This window comes from Saccharothrix sp. CCNWYY140 (assembly GCF_037401995.1).
Classification (GTDB): Bacteria; Actinomycetota; Actinomycetes; order Mycobacteriales; family Pseudonocardiaceae; genus Actinosynnema.
The window spans coordinates 1-26,448 of record NZ_JBBEGC010000003.1 but is presented as its reverse complement, the minus strand read 5'-3'; the positions used below and the strand labels follow the sequence as shown (position 1 = coordinate 26,448).

26 protein-coding genes are annotated in these 26,448 nt (G+C 72.1%); 11 read left to right on the top strand and 15 right to left on the bottom strand.

Going from position 1 to position 26,448, the window contains the following annotated elements:
* Window positions 1-127: 127 nt before the first annotated feature.
* The 3 genes from WBN91_RS02510 to macS are packed head-to-tail and all read right to left on the bottom strand — an operon-like array spanning window position 128 to window position 2,483.
* The gene (locus tag WBN91_RS02510) at window positions 128-697 is read right to left on the bottom strand and encodes a DUF1707 SHOCT-like domain-containing protein (RefSeq protein ID WP_337725680.1); all 570 of its coding nucleotides are present in this window, start codon (window positions 695-697) and stop codon (window positions 128-130) included.
* Complete coding sequence (locus tag WBN91_RS02505; RefSeq protein WP_121223998.1) at window positions 694-1,347, bottom strand: response regulator; 654 nt, start codon at window positions 1,345-1,347, stop codon at window positions 694-696. The genes WBN91_RS02510 and WBN91_RS02505 overlap by 4 nt, the downstream gene beginning before the upstream one ends.
* Window positions 1,344-2,483, bottom strand: coding sequence for a MacS family sensor histidine kinase (macS, locus tag WBN91_RS02500; RefSeq protein ID WP_337725678.1), 1,140 nt, complete (start codon window positions 2,481-2,483; stop codon window positions 1,344-1,346). Before macS ends, WBN91_RS02505 begins: the two co-directional genes overlap by 4 nt.
* Before the next feature lie 167 nt (window positions 2,484-2,650).
* On the opposite strand from macS, the gene WBN91_RS02495 reads away from it, so the two are divergent.
* Window positions 2,651-3,847, top strand: coding sequence for a GGDEF domain-containing protein (locus WBN91_RS02495; RefSeq protein ID WP_337725677.1), 1,197 nt, complete (start codon window positions 2,651-2,653; stop codon window positions 3,845-3,847).
* Here the strand turns inward: WBN91_RS02495 and WBN91_RS02490 are convergent.
* Window positions 3,844-4,995: an AI-2E family transporter gene (locus WBN91_RS02490; protein ID WP_337725676.1), complete on the bottom strand. Its 1,152-nt coding sequence runs from the start codon at window positions 4,993-4,995 to the stop codon at window positions 3,844-3,846. The genes WBN91_RS02495 and WBN91_RS02490 overlap by 4 nt on opposite strands.
* Window positions 4,996-5,177: 182 nt before the next feature.
* Between WBN91_RS02490 and WBN91_RS02485 the strand changes: the two genes are divergently transcribed.
* From WBN91_RS02485 to WBN91_RS02460, 6 genes are all read left to right on the top strand, one after another.
* Entirely contained in the window at window positions 5,178-6,041 is an 864-nt protein-coding gene (locus tag WBN91_RS02485) for a hypothetical protein (RefSeq protein WP_337725675.1), read from the top strand.
* Window positions 6,042-6,057: 16 nt separating this feature from the next.
* Window positions 6,058-6,867 carry a CHAP domain-containing protein gene (locus WBN91_RS02480; RefSeq protein ID WP_337725674.1) on the top strand — a complete coding sequence of 270 codons (810 nt, stop codon included), beginning with the start codon at window positions 6,058-6,060 and terminating at the stop codon, window positions 6,865-6,867.
* A 20-nt stretch (window positions 6,868-6,887) separates the two neighbouring features.
* Window positions 6,888-7,673 carry a hypothetical protein gene (locus WBN91_RS02475; RefSeq protein WP_337725673.1) on the top strand — a complete coding sequence of 262 codons (786 nt, stop codon included), beginning with the start codon at window positions 6,888-6,890 and terminating at the stop codon, window positions 7,671-7,673.
* Window positions 7,674-8,033: 360 nt separating this feature from the next.
* Window positions 8,034-10,208: a hypothetical protein gene (locus WBN91_RS02470; protein ID WP_337725672.1), complete on the top strand. Its 2,175-nt coding sequence runs from the start codon at window positions 8,034-8,036 to the stop codon at window positions 10,206-10,208.
* Between the two features lie 159 nt (window positions 10,209-10,367).
* Window positions 10,368-11,165 (top strand): hypothetical protein, encoded by a 798-nt coding sequence (locus tag WBN91_RS02465; RefSeq protein WP_337725671.1) that lies wholly within the window; start codon window positions 10,368-10,370, stop codon window positions 11,163-11,165.
* 189 nt (window positions 11,166-11,354) lie between these two features.
* Window positions 11,355-14,897: a beta strand repeat-containing protein gene (locus WBN91_RS02460; RefSeq protein WP_337725670.1), complete on the top strand. Its 3,543-nt coding sequence runs from the start codon at window positions 11,355-11,357 to the stop codon at window positions 14,895-14,897.
* 65 nt (window positions 14,898-14,962) lie between these two features.
* On the opposite strand, the gene WBN91_RS02455 is transcribed toward WBN91_RS02460, so the two are convergent.
* The 11 genes from WBN91_RS02455 to WBN91_RS02405 form a co-directional block, all read right to left on the bottom strand.
* Complete coding sequence (locus WBN91_RS02455) at window positions 14,963-15,775, bottom strand: sensor domain-containing diguanylate cyclase (protein WP_337725669.1); 813 nt, start codon at window positions 15,773-15,775, stop codon at window positions 14,963-14,965.
* 65 nt (window positions 15,776-15,840) lie between these two features.
* Window positions 15,841-16,704: an exonuclease domain-containing protein gene (locus tag WBN91_RS02450; protein ID WP_337725668.1), complete on the bottom strand. Its 864-nt coding sequence runs from the start codon at window positions 16,702-16,704 to the stop codon at window positions 15,841-15,843.
* Window positions 16,705-16,729: 25 nt separating this feature from the next.
* Window positions 16,730-17,287 (bottom strand): TetR/AcrR family transcriptional regulator, encoded by a 558-nt coding sequence (locus tag WBN91_RS02445; RefSeq protein WP_337725667.1) that lies wholly within the window; start codon window positions 17,285-17,287, stop codon window positions 16,730-16,732.
* Window positions 17,288-17,399: 112 nt separating this feature from the next.
* On the bottom strand, window positions 17,400-17,819 hold the full coding sequence (locus WBN91_RS02440) for a hypothetical protein (RefSeq protein WP_337725666.1): 420 nt from the start codon (window positions 17,817-17,819) through the stop codon (window positions 17,400-17,402).
* Window positions 17,816-18,331, bottom strand: a complete 516-nt coding sequence (locus tag WBN91_RS02435; protein WP_337725665.1) for a hypothetical protein — start codon at window positions 18,329-18,331, stop codon at window positions 17,816-17,818. The genes WBN91_RS02440 and WBN91_RS02435 overlap by 4 nt, the downstream gene beginning before the upstream one ends.
* A 24-nt stretch (window positions 18,332-18,355) precedes the next feature.
* On the bottom strand, window positions 18,356-19,717 hold the full coding sequence (gene dnaB / locus WBN91_RS02430; protein WP_443217647.1) for a replicative DNA helicase: 1,362 nt from the start codon (window positions 19,715-19,717) through the stop codon (window positions 18,356-18,358).
* Between the two features lie 418 nt (window positions 19,718-20,135).
* Window positions 20,136-20,591, bottom strand: a complete 456-nt coding sequence (gene rplI, locus WBN91_RS02425) for a 50S ribosomal protein L9 (protein ID WP_121224024.1) — start codon at window positions 20,589-20,591, stop codon at window positions 20,136-20,138.
* A gap of 16 nt (window positions 20,592-20,607) precedes the next feature.
* Entirely contained in the window at window positions 20,608-20,847 is a 240-nt protein-coding gene (rpsR, locus tag WBN91_RS02420; protein WP_033428226.1) for a 30S ribosomal protein S18, read from the bottom strand.
* Window positions 20,848-20,893: 46 nt separating this feature from the next.
* Window positions 20,894-21,388, bottom strand: a complete 495-nt coding sequence (locus WBN91_RS02415; protein ID WP_121224026.1) for a single-stranded DNA-binding protein — start codon at window positions 21,386-21,388, stop codon at window positions 20,894-20,896.
* 15 nt (window positions 21,389-21,403) lie between these two features.
* Window positions 21,404-21,715, bottom strand: a complete 312-nt coding sequence (rpsF, locus tag WBN91_RS02410; RefSeq protein ID WP_337725663.1) for a 30S ribosomal protein S6 — start codon at window positions 21,713-21,715, stop codon at window positions 21,404-21,406.
* 141 nt (window positions 21,716-21,856) lie between these two features.
* Complete coding sequence (locus WBN91_RS02405) at window positions 21,857-22,840, bottom strand: hypothetical protein (protein WP_337725662.1); 984 nt, start codon at window positions 22,838-22,840, stop codon at window positions 21,857-21,859.
* Between the two features lie 152 nt (window positions 22,841-22,992).
* On the opposite strand from WBN91_RS02405, the gene WBN91_RS02400 reads away from it, so the two are divergent.
* Genes WBN91_RS02400 through WBN91_RS02385 form a run of 4 tightly spaced genes read left to right on the top strand, consistent with a single transcriptional unit; the run spans window position 22,993 to window position 26,169 of the window.
* Window positions 22,993-23,763, top strand: a complete 771-nt coding sequence (locus WBN91_RS02400; RefSeq protein ID WP_337725661.1) for a deoxyribonuclease IV — start codon at window positions 22,993-22,995, stop codon at window positions 23,761-23,763.
* The gene (locus tag WBN91_RS02395) at window positions 23,760-25,148 is read left to right on the top strand and encodes a glycosyltransferase family 87 protein (protein ID WP_337725660.1); all 1,389 of its coding nucleotides are present in this window, start codon (window positions 23,760-23,762) and stop codon (window positions 25,146-25,148) included. Before WBN91_RS02400 ends, WBN91_RS02395 begins: the two co-directional genes overlap by 4 nt.
* On the top strand, window positions 25,145-25,786 hold the full coding sequence (locus WBN91_RS02390) for a class I SAM-dependent methyltransferase (RefSeq protein WP_337725659.1): 642 nt from the start codon (window positions 25,145-25,147) through the stop codon (window positions 25,784-25,786). Before WBN91_RS02395 ends, WBN91_RS02390 begins: the two co-directional genes overlap by 4 nt.
* Window positions 25,783-26,169: a DUF3052 domain-containing protein gene (locus WBN91_RS02385; protein ID WP_337725658.1), complete on the top strand. Its 387-nt coding sequence runs from the start codon at window positions 25,783-25,785 to the stop codon at window positions 26,167-26,169. Before WBN91_RS02390 ends, WBN91_RS02385 begins: the two co-directional genes overlap by 4 nt.
* The last annotated feature ends 279 nt before the right edge of the window (window positions 26,170-26,448 follow it).

The window sequence follows — 26,448 nt, the reverse complement described above, 5'->3', positions numbered from 1 at the left end:
GGAAGCCCGCACGACGTGAGCTGCTCGCGATGGGCGCGCCCGCTGCGCTCGATGCGCCGGTGACACCGCCAGCGGTCGAGGAGTGAGCTCGTCGGGGTGGGCCGACGTGGGCCACCCCGACGAGGGGTCAGGCGCTGCGGAGCCAGTTCTTCTTGCGTTTGACCTCCACCGAGCCCGCGGTCACGTGGCCGCGCAGGATGAAGTGGGGGTGGCCGCCGGTGCCGCCGACCTTGTCCTTCAGGGAGCTCGCCGCCAGGTCGACCGCGTCCGTGTTCACCGTCGCGCCCTCCGGCACGACCAGCTTCACCGACCCGGCCAGCACGTCCAGTTCCACGTCCACCACGGCGTGCGCGATGGACGCCTCCCGGAAGTCCAGTTCGGTCGACCCCATCCGGTTGCGCACCACCACGGTCCGGGGCACCGTCCACGCGCCCTTGCGGCGGATCGTGGACATGGTCGACTTCAGTTCCAGCGGGTCGACCGCCGCCGCCACCAGGACCTGGTCGTTGTGCACGACCCCCGGCAGGTCCATCAGCACCGTGTTGAGCTGTTCGCGGGTCTTGGCGGCCAGGGCCGTGTCGGCCCGTTCGGTGAACTCGTCCAGGTCGATCAGGCCGCGCCCGATCGCCTTCTGGAGGACCCCCACCACGTGTTCCCTCTCGGCGTCGGACACCCGCCACTGCCTCGGATCTGTCATGTCCCCTCCGGCTCGACGTCCAGGCCGTGCTCGATCGCGTACCGGGCCAGCTCGACCCGGTTGTGCAGTTGGAGCTTCCGCAGCGTCGACTGCACGTGGTTCTCCACGGTGCGGTGCGAGATGACCAGGCGGTTGGCGATCTGGCGGGCGGTCAGGCCCTTCGCCACCAGCCTCAGCACCTCGGTCTCGCGGTCGGTGAGCTGCGGTTTGTCCTCGTCCGGGGTCGCGGCCATGCGGCGGTACTCGCCCAGCACCAAGCCCGCCAGGCCCGCGGTGAACACGGCGTCGCCGGCGGCGGTGCGGTTGACCGCCTCCACCAGCTCCTCCGCGGACGCCGACTTCACCAGGTAGCCCGACGCGCCCGCCTTCACCGCCTCCAGCACGTCGTCGTGCTCGCCGCTGGCCGACAGCACCAGGACCCGCGTCCCGGTCAGCGACCCGGTGATCACCGTCGTCGCCTCCACCCCGGTCGACTCGCCCAGGTTGAGGTCCATCAGCACAACGTCGGGCCGCACGGCGCGGGCGATGCGCACCGCCGACGCCGCGTCGCCCGCGGTGGCGACCACGTCGAACCCGCGTTCGGCGAGGTCGCGCGCGACCCCGTCCCGCCAGATCGGGTGGTCGTCGACCACCATCACGGACACGCTCATCGGTAGACCCGCACCTCCCACTCAGTGCCCTCCCCCGGGCCGGTCTGCAACTCCAGCGTCCCACGCAGCGCCTCGACCCGGCCCCGGATGGACTTGGCGACCCCCATCCGCCCCTCCGCCTCGGCCGACGCCAGCCGCCCCTCGGGGATGCCGGGTCCGTCGTCGCGGACGCTGAGCACCACCTCGTCGCCCAGATCCTCCAGCAGCACCCACGCCTTCGCGCCGGGCGCGTGCTTGTCCACGTTGGACAGCGCCTCGCGCACCACGGCGGTCAGCTCGGACGCCGTCGCGGCGGGCAGCATCACCTGGGTGGCCGGAGTGGACACCTGCACCCGCGGCGTCGCCAGCAGTTGCAGTCCCGGCCGCAGGTCCGCGTCGCCGTCCACAGTGGACTCGGTGGGTGCGGCGGCGACCAGCGACCGCAGTGCGATCTCCTGCTCACCGGCCAGTTCGGCCAGTTCCGCGGCCTCGCCGCCCAACTCCAGGCCCCGCTTGCGCACCCGCGCCAGCACCTGGAGGACTCCGTCGTGAATGGACCGCGCGAGACGCTCGCGTTCCGCGGTGGCCGCCTCCGTGCGCAAAGCCTGCTCCAGCCGCACGGCCGACTTGCGCGCCGTCGTGGACGCCATGCCCACGACCAGGCCCGCGCCGGACAGCAGCACGACGTCCCGCACCAGGTCCACGCTCAGCACGCCCCGGCTCAGGTAGGTGAACAGGCCGACGACCAGCCCGCCCAGCGCGCCCGCGACCGACCCGCCCAGCGCGCCCGCCGCGACCGGCGGCCCGGACGCCCAGATCGTGGTGATCAGCGGGACGTTCGACAGGAACTGGAAATCGGTCATGATCAGCGGCGACAGCGACATCAACGCGCACGCCAACCCCAGGTCGGCGGACACCAGCCACGGCCGCCGGCCGCCTTCGCGGCTGTAGGCGACGCTGGTGAACACCGTCCACGCGGCCATCACGGCGATCACGGTCCAGGCCAGCCACGGCCGTTCGTAGGTGCTGTGGTGGACCGCGGCGTTGCCCAGGGCGAACAGGAACGTCACGATCCGTAGTGCGACGGTTCCCCGCCAGAGGTGCGCGACCGGGTCCCCGGTCACCGATGGACCCGTCCGGCCCGGCTCTGTGTGCACGGTGTGCTCCCTTCACCGGTGATTTTGCCGTGTCGGAGTGGCGCAGCTAACCCCCAGGTGGCCGTCTGTTCCGGCGTCGGCGGGTGTGGAAGGCTTGCCCGCATCACTGGGTGTGACTCTCGGGCGACACCGCGCTATTCGACTCCGGCGCGAGGGGTGGGGTGAGCGTGCGCGATTGGCCACTGTGGACGCTGCGGCGCTCCGCCCTGGCCTACTGGCTGGCCGTCGACCTGGTCGCGCTCGCGGTGGTTGTGTACGTAATAGCCGCCACGCCGACCCCCGACTCCGACGCCATCGCCCGGTTCGGCGCGATCGCCGGCACCGCGGGCGCGGTGATCATCGGCAGCTCGATCTACAGCCACCGCATCGGCGAGTCCGAGCGCAACCCGTGGGCCGCCCACCTCACCTACCTGACCGCCGGGCTGATCGCGCTGCCGTGCAACCTGCTGGTCCTGCTGCTGTTCGGACCCGCGCTGCACGGGGTGCTGGCCCAGCGCCCCGAGTCGCACCGCTGGGTGTTCACGCTGTCCGCGACCGCGATCTCGGTGTTCGCCACCCGCGCGCTGCTGGGCTGGGTGAGCCCGAACCGCGAGCTGCTGGTGATGGTGTTCGGCGCGACCGTCCTGCTGCTCCTGCGCGCGGGGATCATCGCGCTGGGGCTCAAGCTGCGCAGCCCGCGCGCGCCCGCCGAGGAGGTCGTCGGCGAGCCGATCGACGCCGTCCTGGGGGTCGTCGCGGTGAGCATCGGCGGCCTGATGGGCTTCGTCGCCACGGCCACCCCCGTGCACGCGCTCATGGCGGCGGCCCCGATGGCGTTGCTGGAACGCGCGGCCCAGCTGCCGCACTGGCGGCGGTCGGCGCAGCGGGACGCTAAGACGGGCCTGGCCAACGCCGTGCACTGGGACGGCAAGGCCCGGTACGAGCTGTCCAAGGCCCGTGCCCGCAACCGGCCGATGGCCGTGATGCTGCTCGACCTGGACCACTTCAAACGGGTCAACGACGAGGTCGGCCACCTCGCCGGGGACGCGGCGCTGTCTGCGGTGGCCCTGCTGCTGTCCGGGACGGTCCGGCGCGGTGACCTGGTCGGACGCTTCGGCGGCGAGGAGTTCGTGGTACTGCTGCCGGACGCGGAGCCGGCGATCGCCCGGTCCGTGGCGCAGCGCGTGCGGCTGGCGGTGGCGGGCCTGGCGGTGACCACGGTCGGCACCGACGGCCGCGAGCACCTGCTGACCGGGCTGACCGTGAGCATCGGCGTGGCGACCACCCAGCGCTACGGCTACGAGCTGCCGGACCTGCTGGTGGCCGCCGACGCCGCCCTGCTCGCCGCGAAGGGGTACGGCCGGAACCTGGTGGAGATGGCCTAGGACTCCAGGTCCTCCACGCGTTCGCCGCCGGTGTCCACCGGCCCGGTCTCCTGCGGTTCGTGGACGTCCACCTCCCGGGGCTCGACGGCCTTGTCCGACTCCGACAGCAGCGACCGGATGCCCGAGTTCAGCACCGCCAGCAGCGGCACGGACAGCAGCGCGCCGGAGATCCCGCCGACGACCAGGCCCGCGGTGATCGCGAGCACCACGGCCAGCGGGTGCAGCTTCACCGCGCGGCCCAGCAGCAGCGGTTGCAGCACGTGCGACTCCAGCTGCATCACGCCGATCAGGATGGCCAGCACGATCAGCGCCGCGACCCACCCGTTGGCCACCAGCGCCACCAGGACGGCCACCGCGCCGGTGATCACCGCGCCGACGATCGGGATGAACGCGCCCAGGAAGACCAGCGCGGCCAGCGGCACCACCAACGGGACGCCCACGATCCACAGACCGATGCCGACACCGAGCGCGTCCACCACGGCCACCAGCGCCGTCGCCCGCACGTAGGACACGAGGGAGGCGAAACCGCGCCGTCCCGCCACGTCCGCGCGGTCCCGGACGTCGACCGGGACGGCCCGGATCAGGAAGCGCCAGATCCCGTCGCCGTCGTGCAGGAAGAAGATCAGCGTGAACAGCGCGAGGATCAGGCCGGTCAGCAGCTCGCCGACGGTCGCCGCGGTGGTCAGCGCGCCGGAGGTGATCTCGGCCTGGTTCTCCTTGATCGTCTGCACGACCCGGTCCAGGTACTGCTGGAGCTGGGCGTCGGTCAGGTGCGCCGGCCCGTCGCGCAACCACTCGCGGATCGTGTCGAGGCTCGCGCCGACCTGCTTCTGGAGGTCCGGCAGGCCCTTGGAGAACTCGGTGATGACGAAGGTGAGCACCCCGCCGACCACGGCGATGCCGCCGACCAGCACCAGCCCGGTCGCGAGGCCCTTGGGCACCCCGACCCGGGTCAGCTGCGCCACCGCCGGTGACAGCAGCGCGGCCAGCAGCAGCGCCACCCCGGCCGGGATGACGATGGTCGTCAGGTACCCGACGACCACGCCGATCACGTACAGCGCGGCGACCACCGCCACGAACCGCCAACTCAGCGCGGCGGTGACCCGCAGCAGGCGCGGAACCCTGGTATCCGAATCGCTCCCCTTCACACGATCACCGTAGCCCGCGCACGGCCCACGCAGCGCGAACACGCGACCAACTCCTGCCGTGGCGCTCCCCGGCGCGACCGGGGCGTCCGGGACAGTCCCGGCCGGTCAGGGCGCTTGTCGGACACCCGCTCGGACGGATTGCGTCCGGTGTCGAGCGATTCCGACGAGGAAGGGCCGTGCCGATGCCACGCCGACGAGTCACCCCGCCACCCGCGCCACCGGTCGAGCCGTCGGTCGAGCCGCGGGTCGAGCCGCGGGTCGAGCCGAAGCCGGGTGTCGAGCTGAAGCCGGGTCGGGTGGAGCCGAAGACCTTGGTGGTGCTCGCCGCGTTCGCGCTGGCGGTCGTGGCGGCGTTCCTGCTGGGGCACCAGCAGGGCGGTGGGTCGGCGGTGGCCGAGCCGCCGGCGGTGGAGGCCCCGGTGGGTGAGGTGCCGGTGGACGAGAAGCCGGCGGACGAGGTGCCGGCAGAGGAGGTGCCTGCGGAGACCCCGGCTCCCGAGCAGCCCTCGACGCCCGAGCCCGAGCCGACGCCCGAGCCGACGCCCGAGCCGACGCCCGAGTCCACGCCCGAGCCCGAGTCCGAGTCCGCGCCTGTGGAGGAATCGCCGGAGGAGTCCCCCAAGTCGGTGGCGTCGGTCGGGGAGGCCGAGGTGCCCGCGCCCGTTCAGCCTCCCGCCACGCCGATGTCCGTGCCGGTTGAGGCTGCTGTCCGTCCGGTCGAGGTGTCCTCGCGGCCAGTGGAGATCACCGAGCCGGAGCTGGTCGAGCCCGAGGTGTTCGAGCCGCAGCCCGTGTTTGAGCCGCAGCCCGTGTTTGAGCCGCAGCCCGTGTTTGAGCCGGAGCCGGTGTTCGAGCCGGAGCCGGTGTTCGAGCCGGAGTTCGCGGAGACCTTCATCCCCGCGCCGGAGCCGCCCCGGACGGTCTTCCGCACCACGCCCGTCGAGCCGATCACCCCCGAGTTCCCCGAGTACCGACCGGTCCACACCGTCGAGCCGTACTCCCCGTCCGAGCCGTGCGCGATGCACGTCTGGCCGGACACACCCTGAGAACAAGGAGATCCCGTTGCGATTCACCCTGCTCACAACCACCACCGCACGTCTGGTCGTCGGCCTCGCCGCAGCCGCGGGCATCGCCCTGGTGGGCCTGTCCGCCCAGGCCGCCCCGGTCGAGATGGACCTGGTCGCCGCCTCGACCAAGCCGGCGGACGACGAGTCGCGCAAGAAGATCGTGGACATCGCGCAGCAGGAGTTGGACAACCCCAAGCGCAACCACGAGCGCGGCGGCTACAACTGCAACGCCTACAGCCCGGACGGCAAGTGCCAGGCGTGGTGCGCCGACTTCACCAAGTGGGTCTGGGGCAAGGCCGGCGTGAAGACCGAGGGCGCGACCTCGATGGCCAACAGCTTCCGCAGCTACGGCGTGAAGTACGGGACGTGGAAGAACGGCGCCAGTGCCAAGAAGGTGAAGCCCGGTGACGCCGTCACCTACCGCCTGAACGACGGCAACACCGGCAACGACCACGTCGGCATCGTCACCAAGGTCGACAAGAAGACCGGCCGCATCACCGTCATCTCCGGCAACAGCGGCAAGGGCACCAACCAGGTCTCCAAGATCACCATCGACCCGAAGAAGTCCCAGGTCACCGGCTACGCCTCGCCCGTGGAGAAGAAGCAGGCCAAGAAGAAGGACGAGCCCAAGAAGAAGACGGACGACACCAAGAAGGAGACGAAGAAGGACACCAAGAAGGAGACGGCCAAGGAGCCGAAGAAGCCCAAGACCGACCAGCCGGGCTTCATCGAGGGCAGCCAGCCGTCCCCGGTGACCATCGTCAACGGCGACCAGTTGGTGCACACCAACGGCCTCATCGGCTGAAAACCCTCCAGGAGAACAAGGTGAAGAGGTTGTTCAAGGGTTCGGCCGCACGGGTCGCACTGGCCGTGGCCGCGGTGCTCGCGGTGGCCGCGCTGGGTGGCACGGCGGCGGGTCCCGGGATCCAGCCGGTGGCGTCGTCCAAGAGCGCGAAGTCGGCGAAGATCGTGAAGTCGGAGATCTTCTACGAGACCTACATCCCGCGGCACCCGACCGTCGCGCCGCAGGGTTACATCGACACCCCCGACATCGGGTGCCACAACTACGGCAAGGACGGCAAGAAGAAGGCCGACTGGTGGAACGCCGTCGACAACCGCACCGGCCCGGCGTTCGGGACGGGCCAGTTCCGGACGCAGGTGGTGCTGACGTTCGACTTCAAGAGGAAGAAGTACGGCGAGCGGCACACCATCCACCCCACCAACCGGTACGCGAAGGTCGGCGGCAAGTTCGTCTACGAGGACACGCGAATCGCGAACGACGACGGCATCCGGGTCGAGGGCGAGCCGAAGATCAGCTCGACCACGGGCGAGATGGCCGTGACGCACAAGGTGACCAACCCGTGGTGCACGGGCTTCGCAGCGATCGACTGGTCGATGGTCATCGACGTCCACCGCGACGGCCGGACCGAGGTGGTAGGCAGCCACGACAAGATGCCGAACCACGAGGTGTGGCGGCAGGACACCTACGCGGACGGCCGGAAGGCGCAGAAGCTGATCTTCTCGCACACCCTGGTGTCGCCGAAGTGCCTAGTGGACTACGTCGGTGAGGCCATCTGCAAGGGCCTCCAGCACTACTCGCTCAAGAAGTGACACCGCCCGGAGCCCCGCCACCCACGATGGCGGGGCTCCGCGCCCCTCTGAAACTCCCGCGAACCACGCCACCTCCCCACCCCGCCCACCCGCCGGCATTGCCCACCCGCCGCTCGCCCAGCCCGCCCACGCTCCCCGCTTCGCCGCGCCGCCCAGCCGCCCGCGAGGGTTGGTGGCAGTGGCCGCGCGCCGCCGGTCGGCCGCCCGGAAGCTTCCGTCGGCCGCCCCAGCCCGGGAACCCGCGAGCCCCTCGAACTGTCGTACCCCCGTGGGAGAATGGAAGTGGGGGCCGGAGGCCGGCGCTGCGAACAGGCCACAAGTGCTGGCCAACGGCGCTGTCGGGATGATCGGATCGGGTCCGTGACCGACGAGGAGTCCCTGCGCGCCGCCTTCGCCACCGGTGCCCGCGTCCGGTTCGACGCCAAGAAGCCCAAGGTCGACCGCACGGTCCGCGGTGAAGTCCTCTCCGCCCTCCTCACCGAACCCCTCCCCGGCTCCGCGCTCCGCCTGGTCGGCGCGCACGTCACCGGCGCCTTCGCCCTCGAAGGCCTCACCGTCACGCAAGTCGTCGACCTCGTGGACTGCACGTTCGACGAAGCGCCCGACCTCCGCATGGCCCGTCTGACGAGCCTGCGCTTGCGCGGCTGCAAGGTGCCGGGGTTGTGGGCGCGCAACCTCCGCGTCGGCAGCGACCTGGTCCTGGAAGCCGGCTTCACCAGCGACGGCGTGGTGGACCTGACCGACGCCACCGTCGACGGCACGTTCCGCCTGGCCGGCGCGGTCCTCAAGGCCACCGGGGACCACGCCCTGCTCGCCGCCCGCATCCGGCTGTCCGGCTCGCTCCAGGCCATCGCCCTGCGCGCGGGCGGGGAGGTCCGGTTGCGGGGTGCGAACATCGGCGGCTCGGTGCACCTCGGTGGCGCGCGGCTGCACAACCCCGGTCAGAACGCCCTCGACGGCTCCGGCATCACCATCGCGGGCAACCTGTTCTGCGACGCCGACGGCGGTCGGTTCACCGCCGACGGCCGCATCCTGCTCGACGGCGCCCGCGTCGGCGGCAACGTCGTCTTCTCCGGTGCCCGGCTCAAGGCGGGCGTGGTGGACCGGCCCGTCCTGGTCATCCCGCGCGGCACGGCGGACGAGTCCGCCTCGCTGGTCGCCGACCGGATCCGGGTCGAGGGCAACGTCGAGCTGGACGACGGCTTCACCTCCAGCGGCACGGTCCGGCTCGCCAACGCCGAGGTCGGCGGCTACCTGCGGCTGTCCGGCGCGGCGATCGGCCGGCAGGACGTGGTGGAGGAGCTGGAGGCCCGCGAGGTCGTGGACCGGATCCCGGTCGCCCTGCACGCCGACGGCATCCGGGTGCGCGGCGACCTCGAAGCGCGTGGCGCGGTCAACGGAGGGTTCCGCGGCGGCGGTGCCCGCGAGTCCGCCCTGCGCGCGTATGGCCAGGTCCGGCTGGTCGACGCGCACGTGCGCGGCAGCGCGAGCCTGTCCGGGGTCCACCTGCACGGCCCCGGCATCGACGTGCTGTTCGCCGACCGGCTCACCGTCGGCGGCACCCTGTTCCTGCGCGACCTGCACGCCAAGGGCTCGTTGCGCCTCCAGAACGCGGCGATCGGCTCGACCCTGGACTGCTCGGGCGCGACGCTGACCCAGCCGCGCCGCCGCCCGGACGGGCGCGGGGTGAAGCCCTCGCTGGACGCCCGCGTGGCCACCATCGGCAAGGACCTGTTGTGCAGCAACGGGTTCACCGCGACCGGCGGCGTCCGCATCCGGCTGGCCGAGGTCGGCAAGATGGCCACGTTCACCGGCGCCCGCCTGGGCGGACCGGGCAGCGACATCGCGCTCAACGCCTACGGCCTGACCGTCAGCCAGCTGGTGCTGCGCATGGCCGAGGACGTGATCCCGGTCGGCCGCGTGGTGCTGCGGCGGGTCAGCGCGACCGCGGTGCAGGACGGGCCCGGCCTGTGGGCGGCGACCGGCGGGGTGGACGTGGAGGACTTCACGTTCAGCGCGATCTCCTCGACGCCGCCGGTGGACGTGCACACCCGGCTGCGCTGGCTGCGCGAGGTGCAACCGGACTTCGCGCCCGGCCCGTACGAGCAGCTCGCGGCGGTGTACCGGGACGGCGGCGAGGAGGAGCTGGCGCAGCACGTGCAGCTGGAGAAGCAGCACCGCCGCTACTCCGAGCTGGGCCGGGCGGGCCGGGTGTGGGGCGGCCTCCAGCGCTGGACGGTCGGCTACGGGTACCGGCCGTGGCTCGCGATCGCGTGGCTGGTGGCGTTCTGGCTGCTGGGCGCGCTGTGGTTCCTCGGGCACGAGATGCCCAAGCTCAACGAGGACGAGTCGCCGTCGTGGAACCCGTGGCTGCTGGCGGTGGACCTGCTGATCCCGATCGTGGACCTCGGCCAGGACGGCAAGTGGAAGTTCTCCGGCGCCTCGCAGTGGATCTCCAGCGGGCTGATCGCGGTGGGCTGGATCCTGGCCTCGACCGCGGCGGCGGGCGCGGCGCGCGTGCTGAAGCGCGTCTAATGACTACCCACGGTTAAACCTGACGACACTGTGTGTCGATCACACGATCCGGCGAACCCGGCCGCCAAGGCGTGCGCACCGGCCGGTCGGCCTGGCAGGCTCGACGGCGTCGGCTTGATCACCTTCGATCTCCCGTGCCGACGATCCCAGCGTTCTCGGGTGGAGGTACCAGCGTTGTCGTACGCCGACCAGCGATCGGGTCCGGGGGTGAGCCGCGTCAAGCGGCTGCTCTCCCGCGCCCTGCTGGTCGCGGGCGGCGCGCTGGCTGGCACTGCCGCCGTCTGGGCGCTGTCCACGGCTTCGGCCTCCGCCCAGGGGGTCGACCACGCCGACGCGGTCACGTCCGTCACCGAATCGGTGGCGGCCGGTCCCGTCGGAGGGGCCGTCGTTCCGGTCCGCGAGACCGTGCGCGACCTCGACGAGAAGGTCCGCGCCGAGCGCGAGCACCACCCGGTGCCCGACCTCGGCCGCGTCGCGGAGGACATCCGCGACACCTTCGGCAACACCGTGGCCGGGTTCGAGCCGAACCCGGCCGGGTCGGTCACCTCGTCGTCCTTCACGGGACGCGCGGTGAACCGGCACACCGAGCCCGCCTCCGAAGCCACCGCCGTGCCGGTCTCGATCGGCACCCCGGTGGTGCGGGGCCCGTTCGGCAAGCTCAGCGAGAGCTGGGCGTCCTCGTCGGCGCCGGCGTTCGACGCCTCCTCGGACGAGGGCCGCACCTCCCCCCTCACGGACCCGGCCGGCCCCACGCGCACGCCGTTCGCACCGCCTTCAGGGGTGCCGGTGCACTGCTCGTGCGCTGGTGACGGCTCCGGTACCGCCGGCGGCGGCAGCGGCCCGTTCACGGGCACGACCGCCGACGGCTTCGACGCCGCCGTGCTCCGGGCGCTGCTGCCCGTCACCGAGCGGCTCTCCGTGCTGCCGGGCAAGCAGCCCGGCACCACCCCCGACTGATCCCAGCGCGCGGTCCGCGGGCGGCCTTCCGCCGTCCCCGGTAATCGACCGACGCGCTCTCTTGTCGCGCCCGACACCGGTCGAAACGCCGCGCCCCACCCCCCGATCCGGGTGGTCGCCGCTCCCGACGCGGTGCACGCGTCGACCGCCCTTCACCTCCCAATCAGGGACACAGCAGAAGGAGAACCCATGCAAACCTGGGCCAAGCGCGGTTTCCAGACCGCACTTGTCACGGGTGGTTTGCTGATGCTCGGTACGGGCATCGCTTCAGCCCAGGAGAACGTCAACCCCGACGCCCCGCCGTCGCCGCTGGACGCCCGCGTCCGCGTGCCGATCGACGTCGAGGAGAACAACCTGGGCACCCCGGTCGGGAACCGGGACCTGCCGGAGGTCCACCGCGAGATCGGCACCGAGAACGTGCCGCAGCCCGAAGCGGTCGCCAAGAACCCCCTGGTCCGCGACACGCAGGCCCGCGCCCGCCAGGTCGACACCAGCCAGGTGACCCGCGGCAACGCCCTCGACGGCGACGTCGTGGCCCCGGTCCACGCGTGCGGCAACGCGGTCGGCGCCGGCGGTGACGCCCACGCCGACGGCGAGTGCGCCCAGTACACGCCCAGCACCGGCAAGACCCGCACCGACGGCTCGCGCGGCTCGCTCGCCGGCAACGTCGCCGCGGTCCACAACGCCAGCCCGATCGGCGCCACCGGCAACGCCGCCGCCGTCGGCGCGAACGCCTACTCCGAGTCCTACGCCCGGCAGGACGCCGCCGCCGGCGGCGACGTGACCACCGGCGGGTCGGACGGCTCGCTGTCCGGCAACATCCTCGGCGTCCAGCAGGCCACGCCGTTCCGCGCCAGCAACAACGCGGCCGGCGTCGGCGGCATCGCCAACACCACCTCGCACGCCGACACCGAGGCCCAGGCCGGCGGCTCGCTGGCCACCACCGGCGACCGCAGCACCCTCGGCGGCAACACCGCGGGCGTCCCGCTCGCTCCGATCACCTCGGTCGAGGGCAACTCGCTCGGCGCGGCGGGCAACGCCGACACCACCGCCGACAACCGCAGCACCGCGATCGCCGGCGACACCGGCCCGACCCGCAGCAACCACGAGTCGTGGCTGTCCACCAGCGGCGAGAACGCCACCGTCGCGGGCAACGCGCTCCAGCCGCAGCTCGCCGGTCCCGCCACGGTCAACAACAACGCCCTGGCCGGCGTCGGCAACGCCGACACCGAGACCCGGTCGGACAACAACGCCCAGGCGGGCGGCTGGGCCAAGACCAGCGGCCAGGACTCGACGCTGTCGGGCAACTTCGGCGACGCGCCGGTCGCGCTGCCGGTCGGCGGCGCGGGCAACTCGGGCTCCCTGCTCGGCAACACCTCCTCCACGCACGCCGCCGACACCGACGCCACGGCGGGCGGCGCGACGTTCACCCGCGGCGACCGCTCGGTGCTGTCGGCGAACTCGACCAACGCGGCCCCGGCCGGCGCGGTCGACGCGTGCGGCAACGGCCTGGCCGGCGGCGGCATCGCGGGCGCGCAGTGCGAGAACGAGGTCGACTCCAGCGCCGGCGGCTACAACGGCACCACCGGCAACGACGCGGTGCTGTCCGGCAACATCGGCCAGGCGCCGGTGGCGCTGCCCGCCGAGGGCTTCGGCAACGCGGGCGGCGTCGGCGGCCTGGCCACCGGCAACGCCGACGAGGACAAGGCGATCCGGGCCGGCGGGGCGCCCAACGCCCGCGACGACAACGGCACCGTCTCCAGCAACGTGATCACCACGCCCACCGCCATCGGCGGCCAGGGCTTCGGCAACGCCGGCGCGCTGGTCGGCAACCCGAACTCGAAGACCGACAGCGACACCGCCATCACCACCGGCGGCCCGGCGACGGCCACCGGCCGCCACGGCTCGATGTCGGGCAACATCGTCGAGGTCCCGACCTCGAACCCGGCGCAGGTGCCCGGCAACACCGTCGTGGCCGTCGGCAACGGCGCGTCCGACCTGAGCAACAAGCTCAGCTCCCGCTCGGGCGGCAGCTCCACCTCCGAGGGCGACAACGGCGCGTTCACCGGCAACGTCCTGTCGGTGCCGCAGGCGTCCTCGCCGCAGGTGTTCGGCTCGACCGTCGGCGCGGGCAGCAACGCCAAGAGCGCGGTGGACAACGAGTTCAGCTCCTTCTCCGGCGGCGACATCGCCACCTCCGGCAACCAGGGCTCGGTGTCCGGCAACGGCGTCACCGCCCAGCCCGCCCTCGCGCTCCAGACCTTCGCCGACTCGGTGACCGCGGCGGGCAACGGCCGCTCGGACGTCTCCGACCAGTCCGCGGTGATCGCGGGCGGCGACCAGCAGACCGAGGCCTGGAACAGCTCGCTGTCGGGCAACCTGGTCAACGCGCCGGCCAACGCCAAGCCCGGCGTGTTCGGCGACGCGGCCACCGTGGGCGGCCTGGCCAGCTCCGAGGCCGACTCCCTGAGCCTGACCCAGGCCGGTGGCGACACCGAGACCAAGGGCTCCGGTTCGGGCACCTCGCACGACGTGTCCGTGCCCGCCGAGACCCGGCCGGCCGTGTTCGACGTGCCCGCCGACGTGCTCGGCGACGCCCGCACCGACCTGGCCGAGGCCTCGGCGGAGCGGACCGGCGACGAGCCGGAGAGCAAGGGCGGCCCCCGCAAGACCGTGCCGAAGGGCATCAACCTGCCCACCGGTGTCGACCACCTGATGAAGCCGACCGAGCTGCCGAACCTGTCCAGCCTGGACCAGCTGTCCGGCCTGGGCGCGCTGGACCTGTCCGACCTGCGCAAGTTCGACATGTCGGTGCTGCGCGGCCTGGAGCTGTCCAAGATCCGCGAGCTGGGCGCGCCCCAGGTGCGCGGCGTGGACGTGACCCGCGTCAGCGACCTCGAGGTGACCCGCAAGGCGCTGCCGCAGCCGCCGGCCGTGTCCGAGCTGGTCGACCTGGAGCACATGCCGGTCAACCAGATCCCGAACCCGAAGCTGGTCGCGGAGCTGCTGGCCCAGCAGGTCACCGGGCTGCCGCGGCTGAACCCCAAGGCCGTCGTGCCGAGCGAGCTGCCCGCGAAGCTGCCCCCGCAGGCGCCGTCCACCAGCGTGGCGGACAAGAAGCTGCCCACGCCGTCGCTGCCGGGCAAGCTGCCCACGGACGGCCTGCCCAAGCTGCCGTCGGTGCCGGGCGTGTCCAAGCTGACCGGCATCACGCAGGCGCCGCAGATGGGCAAGCTGAAGGAGCTGCGTCGCCTGGCCGAGCTGCGCCGGGTGCCCGAGGCCATCATCAACGCCTCGGACAAGCAGAGGTTCGTCAACGCCTCGGACGTGGACGAGCGCTCGTTCGGCGGCACCCTGCCGCTGTTCGGTGGCACCCTCGGCGTGACCCCGGTGGTCCAGGGCCTGCCGCTGCTGCCCGGCCCGCAGACGTCCACCCCGCGCAACCTGCCGACGCTGGCGTCGCCGCTGGCGCTGCCGTTCGTGGTGCCGGTGCCGGGCGTGGCCCAGCCGCGCACCGTCGCCCCGGCCCTGCCGGGCGTCCCGTCGGCCGGCCCCGCCGTGCCGTCGCTGTCCGGCGCGTCGCTGTCGGGCCTGAACGTCAACCCGCTGAACGGCAAGGTCGAGGGCCCGAAGGAGCGCACCTCGGCTCCGGCGCTGGCCGGCCTGGACGCGATGGGCATCTTCGGCACCCTGGGCAGCCTCGACGCCACGCAGGTCCTGCCGAAGCTCTGACCCGCACGACCCACCCCGCATGACCCGGACCCCTGGCACATCCAGTGCCAGGGGTCCCCTGCGTTTCAGTGCCGCAAGCGCTCTTCGACGTGGGCGATCACCGAGTGCAGGGGCGCGTCGCCGTCGCTGGTCACCCAGCACACCCGCACCCCGGGCTGGATCCGCGTCCCGTCCAACCGCACCGCCCGCCCCGCCAGCTCCCTGGCCCGCGCCGCCACGGCTTCGCCGTTGCCGTTCGGGTGCTCCGCGACCACGGCGAACTCGTCGCCGCCGTACCGGGCCACCGTGTAGTCCTCCCGCAGCCCTTCCCGCAGCCGCCCGCCGATCACCGCGAGCAGCTCGTCACCGCGCTGGAACCCGTGCGTCCGGTTGACCTCGGCGAGCTGGTGCACGTCGACCAGCACGAGCGTGGCGAGCGTCCCGTGCGTCCGGGCCCGGGTCAGCGCCTGGTCGAGGCGGTCCAGCAGCAGCGCCCGACCCGGCAGGCCGGTCAGCGCGTCCAGCAGGTTCGCGCTGTGCGGCACGTCCTGCTGCACGGGCCGCAGCAGCACCAGCACCTGGCCGCGCTCCGGCAGCGGGTGGATGTCCGCCCAGACCCGCGCGTGCGGCAGCACGACCGGGATGGTCAGCGCCGCCCCGGTCCGCAGCACTTGCGCGGCCAGCTCGGCGCACGTCGGCAGCTGCGCCCCGGACTCGTCACACGCCTGCGGCAGGCGGTAGCCGGGCAGGGTCCTCGCCGGCACGCCGAGCAGCTCGGCGGCCAGGCGGTTGCCGGCCAGCACGGTGCCGCGGTCGTCCTGGAGCAGCACGCCGACGGGCAGTTCGGAGACCAGTTCGTCCCACACCGGACGGGAAGTCGTTGTCTGCACGGTACGCATAGGACTCGTGCCCTTCGCCGGACCCAGCCTGTCCGTGAAGAGCCTCCCCGCAGGTCGCAGCCTTTTCAATAGGCCTGATGACACTCGGTCCGGTGATCTTTGGCCGGTCCTCGGACCCTGGTCAACGCGTCCGCGAACTCCGCCTCGGACACCACGGGCACCGCGTAGGCCCGCGCCCGCCGCGCCTTGGTGGACAGCGTGAACGGGTCCGCCGCCACGACCAGCCGCGTCCCCTTGGTCACGTAGCCGTGGCTGACCAGGCCGGCCGCGCGGGCGCGGGAGATCCACACGTCCCGGGGGTCGGCGGTCTGCCCGGTGAACACCACCACGTCACCCACCCGCAGTTCGACGTGGTGCGCGGCGCGGGTGGGCGTCGCGTTGCCCCGGCGCACCTCGACCGCGTCGCCGGGCAGCCGGGGCAACGGCACCGGCTCCGCGTCGGGCACGCCTTCCCGCAGGTAGTGGGCGAACAGCCGGGCGGTGGCGCGGGCGTCGTGCAGCGCCGAGTGGGCGTCCTCGATGTCGATCCCGACGGCGGCGCAGCAGTCCCGCAGCGACCTCCCAGCACCCGGCGGCGCGAGGCGCATCGTGCACAGGCCGTCGAGCTCCACCTCCACCCCGAGCCGGGCGAACTCGGCGGCGAGGAAGCGGGCGTCGAACGCGAGGTTGTGCGCGACCAGCACCCGGCCCGCGAGCCGATCCGTCAGCGCGCCCGCGACCTGCGCGAACGTCGGCGCGGCCCACACGTCCGCCGCGCTGATCCGGTGCACGTGCTGCGGACCGAGGTCCCGACCCGGGTTGAGCAGCGTGCACCACTCGCCGGTCGGCTCGCCGCGCGCGTCCAGCTGCACGACCGCCACCTCGACCACGCGGTCCGACCGGCGGGCGGCGAACCCGGTCGTCTCCACGTCGACCACGGCGTACCCCATGATCGGCAAACCCTACCGAGGATGATCACGCGCACAGCGCGCGGAGCGCCATCTCCACCACCGTGTCGGAGAAGGTGCCCGTCAACGGCCCCGTCCGCAGCAGCCACCGCTGGTAGACGGGCGCCAGCAGCAACTCGGCCGCCGCCGGCACGTCCACGTCACCCCGGATCTCCCCGGCCCGCTGCGCCAGCGCCAGCCGTTCCTCCAGGCGCATCCGGCGGGGCGTGAGCAGCAGGGTCACCAGGTCGGTCCGGGCTTCGTGCACCAGCACGCGGCACACCTGGTCGAACCGCCGCTCCTCCAGCTGCCGCACCACCTGCCGCAGCTCCTGGCGCAGGTCGTCGCCCAGGTCGCCCCAGGCGAGCGACTCGCCCTCGGCCGGCCCGTACTCGACCAGCGCGTCGAACAGCAGCGGCCCCTTGGACGGCCACCACCGGTAGATCGTCTGCTTGCCCACCCCGGCCCGAGCGGCCACCGCCTCGATCGTCAGCCGCGCGTACCCGACCGCCTCGACCAACTCCAGCGCTGCCTCCAACACGGCCCGCCGGGACCGCTCGCTGCGCCGCGCCGCGTCGGGTGGCATCCCTTGATCGTAAACGCGCCGACCTCGAACGTTCACACTTCCGTGCGCCACCGTCCCGAAGTGCCTACCCACCGCAACCGAAGACCACCCCCTTCCGGCCACCGCATGGTGATCACGCTCGCGCGGTATCACCGCCGGTGAGCGGCGTCGGGCGGGCGGGCGGCACCGGCGGCCGGTCGGGATCCGCACCGGCGGCGAGCCCCGCCTCGACGTCCGACGACCACGGCCACTCCGGCGAGCCGGCCGCGACCAGCGTCAGGTCCGGCAACACCGCGAACCGCGGCACACCCCGCACCAGCGCCACCCCGAACTCCCAGCGCGTCCACGGCGTCGACGGGTAGCCGGGGGTCGCGACGCCGACGAACACGTCCGCCGACCGCACCGCCTCCGTCACCGCCCGGTACCGGTCGCCGCCCGAGTGGTCCACGAGGTCGTCGACGTACGGGCGACCCAGGCCCTCGACCACGCGGGCCACGCGGCGCAGCGAGGACCGCGAGTTCTCCCGGCGGAGGTAGCTGACGAAGACCTTCATGGCTTCGACGGGGCGACCGGCTGGATCGCCCCGGCGGCGTAGAGCGCGAACAGCAGCGCCACCAGGCCGAGCAGGACGAAGTAGTAGACCATCGAGCTGTTGAACACGGCCCGCACGGCCGTGATCGTGACGACCTTGGGCACATGCCCGTACCCGGGCACGCGCCGCGCACGCCGCTGCCAGATCGCCGCCATCGCGTTGCGCAGCTTGCGCTGGTAGAAGTACGCGACCGAGTCCGCCGCCCAGAACGCCGCGACCACCACCGCGCCCGCGCCGAACACCGCCGGGTTGAGCGTCCGGTCACTGAGCAGCGCGACCAGCGTGGCCGCCGGGACGAGCACCGTGGCGCACAGCTTCTTCAACTCGAAGCAGGTCTCCGAGGCTTTGAGCGTCGCCGCGTGGAGCTGGTCCAGCTGCTCCTTGTCCAGGTCGTCCTCCGTCGGCCCGCCGGCCGGGTCGTCCTGGGCGCGGTCCGCCGTCTCGTCGGGCGATCCGGTCGCGTTCGTGGCCACGACCGCATTCTGCCGCCCCACCCGTCAGCCCTGGGCCAGGTCGGCGAAGCGGCTGTAGTGCAGCTGGTGGGCGACCGTGATGGTGGCCGTCGGGCCGGCGCGGTGCTTGGCGATGATCAGGTCCGCCTCGCCGGCGCGTGGGTCGTCGCGTTCCCACGCGTCGGGGCGGTTGATCAGGATGACCATGTCGGCGTCCTGTTCCAGCGAGCCGGACTCGCGCAGGTCGGACAGCTGGGGGCGCTTGTCGGTGCGCTGCTCGGGGCCTCGGTTCAGCTGGCTGATCGCGATCACCGGCACCTCCAGCTCCTTCGCGATGAGCTTCAGGTTCCGGGAGAACTCCGAGACTTCCTGCTGGCGGGACTCGGTGCGCTTGCCCGACGACATCAGCTGGAGGTAGTCGACCACCATCAGCCGCAGGTCGTGGCGCTGCTTGAGCCGACGCGCCTTGGCCCGGATCTCCATCATGGTCAGGTTCGGCGAGTCGTCGATGAACAGCGGCGCCTCGCTGATCTCGCTCATCCGCCGCGCGAGCCGCGTCCAGTCGTCGTCGCTCATCCGGCCACCGCGCATGTCGCCGAGCCGGATGCGGGCCTCGGCGGAGAGCATGCGCATGACGATCTCGGTCTTGCTCATTTCCAGCGAGAAGAACGCGCTGGTCAGGCCGTGCTTCACGGAAGCGGACCGGGCGAAGTCCAGGCCCAGCGTCGACTTCCCAACGCCCGGCCTGGCCGCGACGATGATCATCTGGCCGGGGTGCAGGCCGTTGGTCAGCTCGTCCAGGTCGGCGAAGCCGGTGGGGATGCCCAGGGACGAGCCGCCGCGCGAGGCGATGGCGTCGATCTCGTCCATCGTCGGCTGGAGCAGTTCCTCCAGCACCACGTAGTCCTCGGTCGTGCGGCGCTCGGTGACCTCGTAGATGGCCGCCTGCGCGCGGTCCACGACCTCGTCGACGTCCGCGCCCTCGGCGCCGTTGTAGCCCAGCTGCACGATCCGCGTGCCGGCTTCGACCAGGCGCCGCAGGACGGCCTTCTCGGCGACGATCTCCGCGTAGTAGGAGGCGTTGGCCGCCGTCGGCACGGTCGCGATGAGGGTGTGCAGGTACGGGGCGCCGCCGACGCGCAGCAGCTCGCCGCGCCGCTCCAGCTCGGCCGACACCGTGATCGGGTCGGCGGGCTCGCCGCGCCCGTACAGGTCCAGCACGCAGTCGTAGATCGCCTGGTGCGCGGGCCGGTAGAAGTCGTTGGGCGCGAGCACCTCGACCACGTCGGCGATCGCGTCCTTGCTCAGCAGCATGCCGCCGAGCACGGACTGCTCCGCGGCGAGGTCCTGGGGCGGCTGCCGCTCGAACCCGGGTTCGGCCATCCCCCGGTCGTCCACCAGCGCCACCGCGCACTCACCCCAATCCGCTCGTGCCCTGTTTTCTACCCCGCGGGTACGACAATTCGCGCGAGGCACGCTCAGCGACTTCGCGGACGCTAGTGACCCCGGATGGCGCAGGCAAACGGCCCTGGGGACAGCGTTGGGGACAGCCTGGGGATGGCTCCGGCGGGTTGGCCACAAGCCCGTGGAAAGCTGTGGACAACCTGGGTACAACTCCGGCCCCGACAGAAGTTTCCGCACGTCAGGCCCTGTGGACAACCGTGTGGAAAAGTCCTTCGTCACACCTTCGGCGTGTCGCGTGTAACCGCGTGCACGGCGTGTCGCGCACGGGCTGTCACACCCAGTTGTCCACAGCCGCACGTGCGAAGGCGCCGCCCGTCCGGAGTACCGGTCGGACGGCGCCTTCGTCAGAACGCCACGAACCTCAGTTGGCGGCAGCGACCTCGACGGCCAGCGACACCGTGACCTCGGGGTGCAGGCGCACGGCGACCGTGTGCTTGCCCAGGGTCTTGATGTGGCCGGCGATCTCGACGGCGCGCTTGTCCAGCGTCGGGCCGCCCGCGGAGCGGACCGCGGACACGACGTCGGACGAGGTGACCGAGCCGAACAGCTTCTTGGAGCCGACGGCGGCCTTGGCCTTCAGCGTCACGGAGCCGAGGCCCTCCAGCGCGGCCTTGATCTCCTTGGCGTGGTCCAGGTCGCGGACCCGGCGGGTCTCCTGCGCACGGCGGATGACCTCGACCTGCTTGGCCGCGCCCTTGGTGGCGACGATCGCCAGGCCGCGGGGCAGCAGGTAGTTGCGGCCGTAGCCGTCCTTGACCTCGACGATGTCGCCGGGGCCACCGAGGCCGCTGACGTCAGCGGTGAGGATGAGCTTCACGGTGTGTCCCCCTTTCTCAGCGAGCGGTCGAGGTGTAGGGCAGCAGCGCCATCTCGCGGGCGTTCTTCACGGCCACGGCGACGTCGCGCTGGTGCTGGGAGCAGTTGCCGGTGACCCGGCGGGCACGGATCTTGCCGCGGTCGGAGATGTACTTCCGCAGCAGGGTCGTGTCCTTGTAGTCGATCAGGTTGGCGTTGCGGTCCTTGCAGAACGCGCAGACCTTCTTCTTGGGCTTGCGCACAGGCGGCTTGGCCATGTGGGGTACTCCTGGATGAAGCGGTGAAGTGAGGGGGGTGCGGGGTCTAGAAGGGGGGCTCGTCGGAGAAGCCGCCGCCGGAGCCCGCCGGGGGCGCGGAGCCCCACGGGTCGTCCACCGGGGCGCCACCGCCACGGGACTGACCGCCGCCGCCGAAGCCGCCGCCGCCGTCCCCACGGCTCACCTTGTTGACCTTCGCGGTCGCGTACCGCAGCGAGGGGCCGATCTCGTCGACCTCCAGCTCGATGACGGTGCGCTTCTCGCCTTCCTTCGTCTCGAAGGAACGCTGGCGCAGGCGCCCGGTCACGAGCACGCGTGAACCGCGGGTGAGCGACTCGGCCACGTTCTCCGCGACCTGCCGCCACACGTTGCACCGCAGGAACAGCGCCTCCCCGTCCTTCCACTCGCCGCTCTGGCGGTCGAAGGTCCGGGGCGTGGAGGCGACCGTGAAGCTCGCCACCGCGGCGCCGGACTGGGTGAAGCGCAGTTCCGGATCGGCGGTCAGGTTCCCGACCACCGTGATCGTCGTCTCGCCTGCCATGTGGAAAGGGCTCCCTTACGCCTTGGCCGCGACAGCCTTGGGGGGCTCGCGGCGCAGGACCTTGGTCCGGAGCACCGTCTCCTGAAGGCCGAGCTGGCGGTCCAGCTCCTTCACCGCGTCGGGAGTCGAGGTCAGGTCGAGCACCGCGTAGATGCCCTCGCTGTTCTTGTTGATCTCGAAGCTCAACCGGCGCTTGCCCCACACCTCGACCTTCTCCACGTTGCCACCGCTGGTGCGGATGACGTTGAGGAACGTGTCGAGCGACGGCGCGATGGTGCGCTCGTCGAGACTGGGGTCCAGGATGACCATCACTTCGTAATGACGCATGAAGACCACTCACCTCCTGTGGACTCGGCGGCCACGGACGTTCCGTGGCAGGAGGGTCGTCGCGTCAGCAACCCGAAGAAGGTAGCAGGAGGCCCCCGGGGCTATCTCGCCGGGGGCCTCTTTTGCGCAGTTCAGGGCAGGTCAGGCGACCGCGCGTCGCAGAACCCAGGTCCGCACCAGGGCACCGGTCACGCAGGAAAGGGCCAGGACCGCCAACAACACGGGGGCCGCCACGCCGCCGCCGAGCTTGCCGCCGCCGGGCAGGGCCTGGGCGCGGCCTGCGGTCTGGACGCCGTCGTTGGACGGGGTCGGCAGGCCGTAGCCGGGCCGGTAGCCGGGGACGTTGCCGCCGTACCGGATGCCGGGGGACGGGGAGAACTGGCCGGGCATCGCGAACGGCAGCGAGCCGTAGCTGAACAGCGGCACGCGGCCGAAGTTCCCGCTGAACGGGTTGCTGCCGTACAGCGGCAGGTCCAAGCCGCCCACGCCGCCGACGGGCGTGAACCCGCCGCCCTGGTTGCCGCCGGGCTGCCCGCCCGGCTGACCGGTACCCGGCTGCGTGCCGGGTTGGGTGCCCGGCTGCGTCCCCGGCCGGCCGGGCTGCGTGCCGGGCAGCACCGAGCCCACCGCCTGCTGGGAAGCGTCGGCGAGCGACTTCGACCCGTCCTGGACGGGCGCCGCCGCGGTGTTCACGCCGGTCACGGTCACGCGGCAGAGCTTGGCCAGGGTGTCCTGCACCCGGCCGGTCAGCGTCGTGATGATCGGCCCGAGCAGCGGGATCTTGTTCAGCTCCGCGTTGACCTGGTTCGCGATGTGCCCGCCGGTGATGACGCCCGACCCGGTGGGGATCGCGCCGATCGGGATCGGCGGCAGGGCGTTGAAGGCCGTCTTGAACGGCTCCGCGAGCGGCGGCCCGAGCAGCGGGATCGCCCGGACCAGGTCGGTGATCGGCTGCACCACGGCGGCGGGGCTCAGCGACACGGGCGTGCCGGGCGCGCCCTGGACGCTCGTCGCGCAACTGCCGACCACCACCGGCTCGGCCGCCTGCGCGGTGCCCGAGCCGATCGCCGCGACCGCGAACACCACGGCCACCGCGCCCAACAGCCGGGTGAGTCGGGTCCGCATGGGCTGTCCTCCTGCCGCTGCCGCGCACCGTTACCTACTTACAAGTAACGAGCGTACGTCCTCCGGGTGACGCGAGTCATGCCCTGTTTTCACAGAACCCGTATCGGCGTCGGCGACTGACTCGTTGCAGCACCCGGCTACTCTGCTCAACCATGCGCATCGGGGCACACGTCCGCGACGACGACCCGCTGGGCGCCGCGGCTGCTCGCGGTGCCGAAGTCGTCCAGTTCTTCCTCGCCGACCCGCAGGGGTGGAAAGCGCCCAAGCCGCACCCCCAGACCGACGGGCTGCTGGCCTCCGACCTGGACGTCTTCATCCACGCGCCCTACCTGGCCAACGTCGCCTCGCTGAACAACCGCATCCGCATCCCGTCCCGCAAGATGGTCCTCCAGCACGCCGAGGGCGCGGCCAAGGTCGGCGCGAAGGGCCTGATCGTGCACGGCGGCCACGTCGGCAAGGGCGACGACCCGGCCGAGGGCATCGCGAACTGGCGGAAGATGTTCGAGCGCCAGGCCGCCGAGGGCGGGTTCGCCGTCCCGATCCTGATCGAGAACACCGCGGGCGGCGAGAACGCGATGGCCCGCACCTTCGACATGCTCGCCCGCCTGTGGGACGCCGTGGGCGAGTTCGACGCCGGGTTCTGCCTGGACACCTGCCACGCGTTCGCCTCCGGCGAGGACCTCGTGGGCATCGTGGACCGGGTCAAGGCCATCACCGGCCGCATCGACCTGGTGCACCTGAACAGCTCGCGCGACGAGTTCGGCTCCAGCCGCGACCGGCACGCCAACATCGCCACCGGCACCATCGACCCGGAGCAGTTGGTCGCGGTGGTCGCCGCCGCCGGGTCGCCGGCGCTGGTGGAGACACCCGACGAAGGGCAGGCGGAGGACATCGCGTTCCTCCGCGAGCACCTGGGCCGATGAGCGTGACGCGGGAGGTGTCGGCGGTGCCCGAGCGGGCACGCGGGGAGCGGTCGCGCCGGTTCGGCCGGACCGCGCTGGCCGCGCTGATCCTCCTGTGCGGGGTGACCCTGCTGCTCGGGTTCGCCAACAAGGACCGCTGCACCGGCCCGCAGTTCGACCAGTGGGGCCGCAGCGCGCCCGATTACGAGGAGCGCAACAAGGCCGAGGTCTGCTACTCCGACATCCAGCACCTGTGGATCGGTCGGGACGTGGACCGGCACGTGTTCCCGTACGTGCACGGCAGCATCAACAGCAAGGGCGTCCTGATCGGCGGCACCGTCGAGTACCCGGTGCTGACCGGCCTGCTGATCTGGGCGGGCGCGCTCTTCGCGCACACCGACGCGGCGTTCCTGCTGTTCAGCGCGTTGCTGATGGCCCCGTTCGGCCTGGCGACGGCGTGGCTGCTGGGCAAGCTGAGCCGGTGGCGGGCGCTGCTGTGGGCGATCGGGCCGCCGATGGTGCTCTACGCCTTCCACAACTGGGACCTGCCGGTCGTGTTCTGCGCGGTGGCCGCGGTCTACGTGGTGCACCGGGGTTGGGGTAAGACGCCGAAACCGCTGGTGGACCGGGCCGTCGTGGCGTCGGTGCTGCTCGGCGTGGGTTTCGCGTTCAAGATCTACCCGGCGGCGTTCGTGCTGCCGCTGTGCCTGTACGTCCTGACCGGCGGTCGCGAGGGCCTCAAGGACGGCGAGCGCTACGACCTCGCCGGCGCGGTGAAGGTCGCGTTCGCCTCGATCGTCACGGTGGTGCTGGTCAACCTGCCGTTCGCGATCGCGGGATTCGAGGGCTGGCAGGCGTCCTTCACGTTCCAGCAGCTGCGGCGCGTGGACATCACGACCAACTCGATCTGGTTCTGGTCGATGCGGCCGTTCATGGCCGACCAGACCATGCAGGGCATCGTCGACGTGCTGTCGCCGGTGGGCATCCTGGCGTCGTTCGGGCTGGCGTGCTGGCTGGGCTGGCGGCGGTTCCGGCGCGAGGGCGGCAGCTACCCGTGGGTGCCGGTGTCGGCGGCCATGCTGTGCGGGTTCCTGCTGCTGCACAAGGTCCACTCGCCGCAGTACACGCTGTGGCTGGTGCCGATGTTCGTGCTGCTGCGGGTGCCGCTGGGCTGGGCGTTCGCGTACTTCGCGGCGGACCTCGCGATGGGCATCGGCATCTTCCGCTGGTACTACGCGATCGAGTTCGCGCAGCCGTCGGGCATCTACGACGGGTTCTCCGCGCAGGCCGTGGTGATCGGCGTGTGGGGTCGGGCGGCGTTGCTGGCGGCGTTGTTCTTCGTGTTCCTGAAAGCCCGGGTGACCTTCCCCGAACGCGAGCGGTTCCTGCCTAAAGTGTCTTCGTGACCTTCCTGGACAGCGCACGGACCGCCTACGACACGGTCGCCGAGTCGTACCACGAGACCCTCAAGGACGTCCTGGCCGAGACCGGTAGAGCGGGCAGCGTCCTGGACCGGGCCATGCTGGGCGCGTTCGCCGAGCTGGTCACCGGGCGGGTGGCGGACGTCGGCTGCGGTCCGGGGCGCATCACCGGTCACCTGGCCGCACTGGGCTTGGACGCGTTCGGCGTCGACTTGTCCCCGGCGATGGTCGACATCGCCCGCCGCATCCACCCGGACCTGCGCTTCGAGGTCGGCTCCATGACGGAGCTGGACCTGCCGGACGGCTCGCTGGGCGGGCTCGTGGCGTGGTACTCGGTGATCCACGTGCCGCCGGCCGAGCACCCCGGCGTGTTCGCCGAGTTCCACCGCGTGCTGGCGCCGGGCGGGCTGCTGCTGCTCGGGTTCCAGGTCGGCGACGAGGCCAGGCACATCACCGAGGCGTACGGGCACACGGGCCTCGACGCGATGGCCTACCGGCTGAACGTCGAGAAGGTCACCGCGGACCTCGTCGGTGCAGGGTTCTCCCCGCACACGACGCTGGTCCGCGAGCCGCTGGAGGAGTACGAGAAGACCCCGCAGGCCTACGTCCTGGTGCGGCGGTGACGGGGTACTCGGGCAAGCCCCTGCACGTGAAGCTGGGCGTCAAGCCGGGCTCCCGGGTGCTCCTGGCGGGTGCGCCGAAGGGCTTCGGCCTGGACTGCCCGTTCCACCGCCGAGCCGGCCGCGAGCCGTACGACGTGCAACTGGTCTTCTGCCCCAACCGCGCGGCCCTGGCCCGCCAGTGGAACACGGCAGTGTCGCGGATGACCACGGCGGGCGCGCTGTGGATCGCGTGGCCGAAGAAGGCCTCCGGCGTGCCCACGGACCTCGACGAGAACAGCGTCCGCGACCACGCCCTGGCCCGCGGGCTGGTGGACGTCAAGGTGGCGGCGGTGGACGAGACGTGGTCCGGCCTCAAGCTGGTCCGCCGCCTGTCCGACCGCTAGATGAGTAGTGCGCAACTCGGTCACTGGTCATGGGCGGTGCGGGATCGGGTGACGCGCCGTCGATCTTGACGTGCGGCCGGGACCCGGTACCGCCGGCCGAAGGTTCGCCCGACCCACCACTCGACCGCCGCGTGCTTTCCGCGCGGAGCGCGCCGCTTTCCCGCCGAAGGGGCGCTTTTCCGCCGGAGGCGGCACGGCTCTCGCGTTCCGCCAAGCGGCAGCGACCACGGGAAGGGCCTCGGTTTCTTTCCCCGTCCGGCCTGGGCGAAGCCCAACCAC

Excerpts from the sequence above, each read along its gene's own strand:
- WBN91_RS02405 (WP_337725662.1), bottom strand. The coding sequence starts at position 22,840 with ATGCGGACCCGACTCACCCGGCTGTTGGGCGCGGTGGCCGTGGTGTTC.
- WBN91_RS02440 (WP_337725666.1), bottom strand. The coding sequence starts at position 17,819 with ATGAAGGTCTTCGTCAGCTACCTCCGCCGGGAGAACTCGCGGTCCTCG.
- WBN91_RS02450 (WP_337725668.1), bottom strand. The coding sequence starts at position 16,704 with ATGGGGTACGCCGTGGTCGACGTGGAGACGACCGGGTTCGCCGCCCGC.
- rpsF (WP_337725663.1), bottom strand. The coding sequence starts at position 21,715 with ATGCGTCATTACGAAGTGATGGTCATCCTGGACCCCAGTCTCGACGAG.
- WBN91_RS02415 (WP_121224026.1), bottom strand. The coding sequence starts at position 21,388 with ATGGCAGGCGAGACGACGATCACGGTGGTCGGGAACCTGACCGCCGAT.
- WBN91_RS02400 (WP_337725661.1), top strand. The coding sequence starts at position 22,993 with ATGCGCATCGGGGCACACGTCCGCGACGACGACCCGCTGGGCGCCGCG.
- WBN91_RS02460 (WP_337725670.1), top strand. The coding sequence starts at position 11,355 with ATGCAAACCTGGGCCAAGCGCGGTTTCCAGACCGCACTTGTCACGGGT.
- WBN91_RS02510 (WP_337725680.1), bottom strand. The coding sequence starts at position 697 with ATGACAGATCCGAGGCAGTGGCGGGTGTCCGACGCCGAGAGGGAACAC.
- WBN91_RS02445 (WP_337725667.1), bottom strand. The coding sequence starts at position 17,287 with ATGCCACCCGACGCGGCGCGGCGCAGCGAGCGGTCCCGGCGGGCCGTG.
- WBN91_RS02485 (WP_337725675.1), top strand. The coding sequence starts at position 5,178 with ATGCCACGCCGACGAGTCACCCCGCCACCCGCGCCACCGGTCGAGCCG.
- rpsR (WP_033428226.1), bottom strand. The coding sequence starts at position 20,847 with ATGGCCAAGCCGCCTGTGCGCAAGCCCAAGAAGAAGGTCTGCGCGTTC.
- WBN91_RS02395 (WP_337725660.1), top strand. The coding sequence starts at position 23,760 with ATGAGCGTGACGCGGGAGGTGTCGGCGGTGCCCGAGCGGGCACGCGGG.
- WBN91_RS02505 (WP_121223998.1), bottom strand. The coding sequence starts at position 1,347 with ATGAGCGTGTCCGTGATGGTGGTCGACGACCACCCGATCTGGCGGGAC.
- WBN91_RS02455 (WP_337725669.1), bottom strand. The coding sequence starts at position 15,775 with ATGCGTACCGTGCAGACAACGACTTCCCGTCCGGTGTGGGACGAACTG.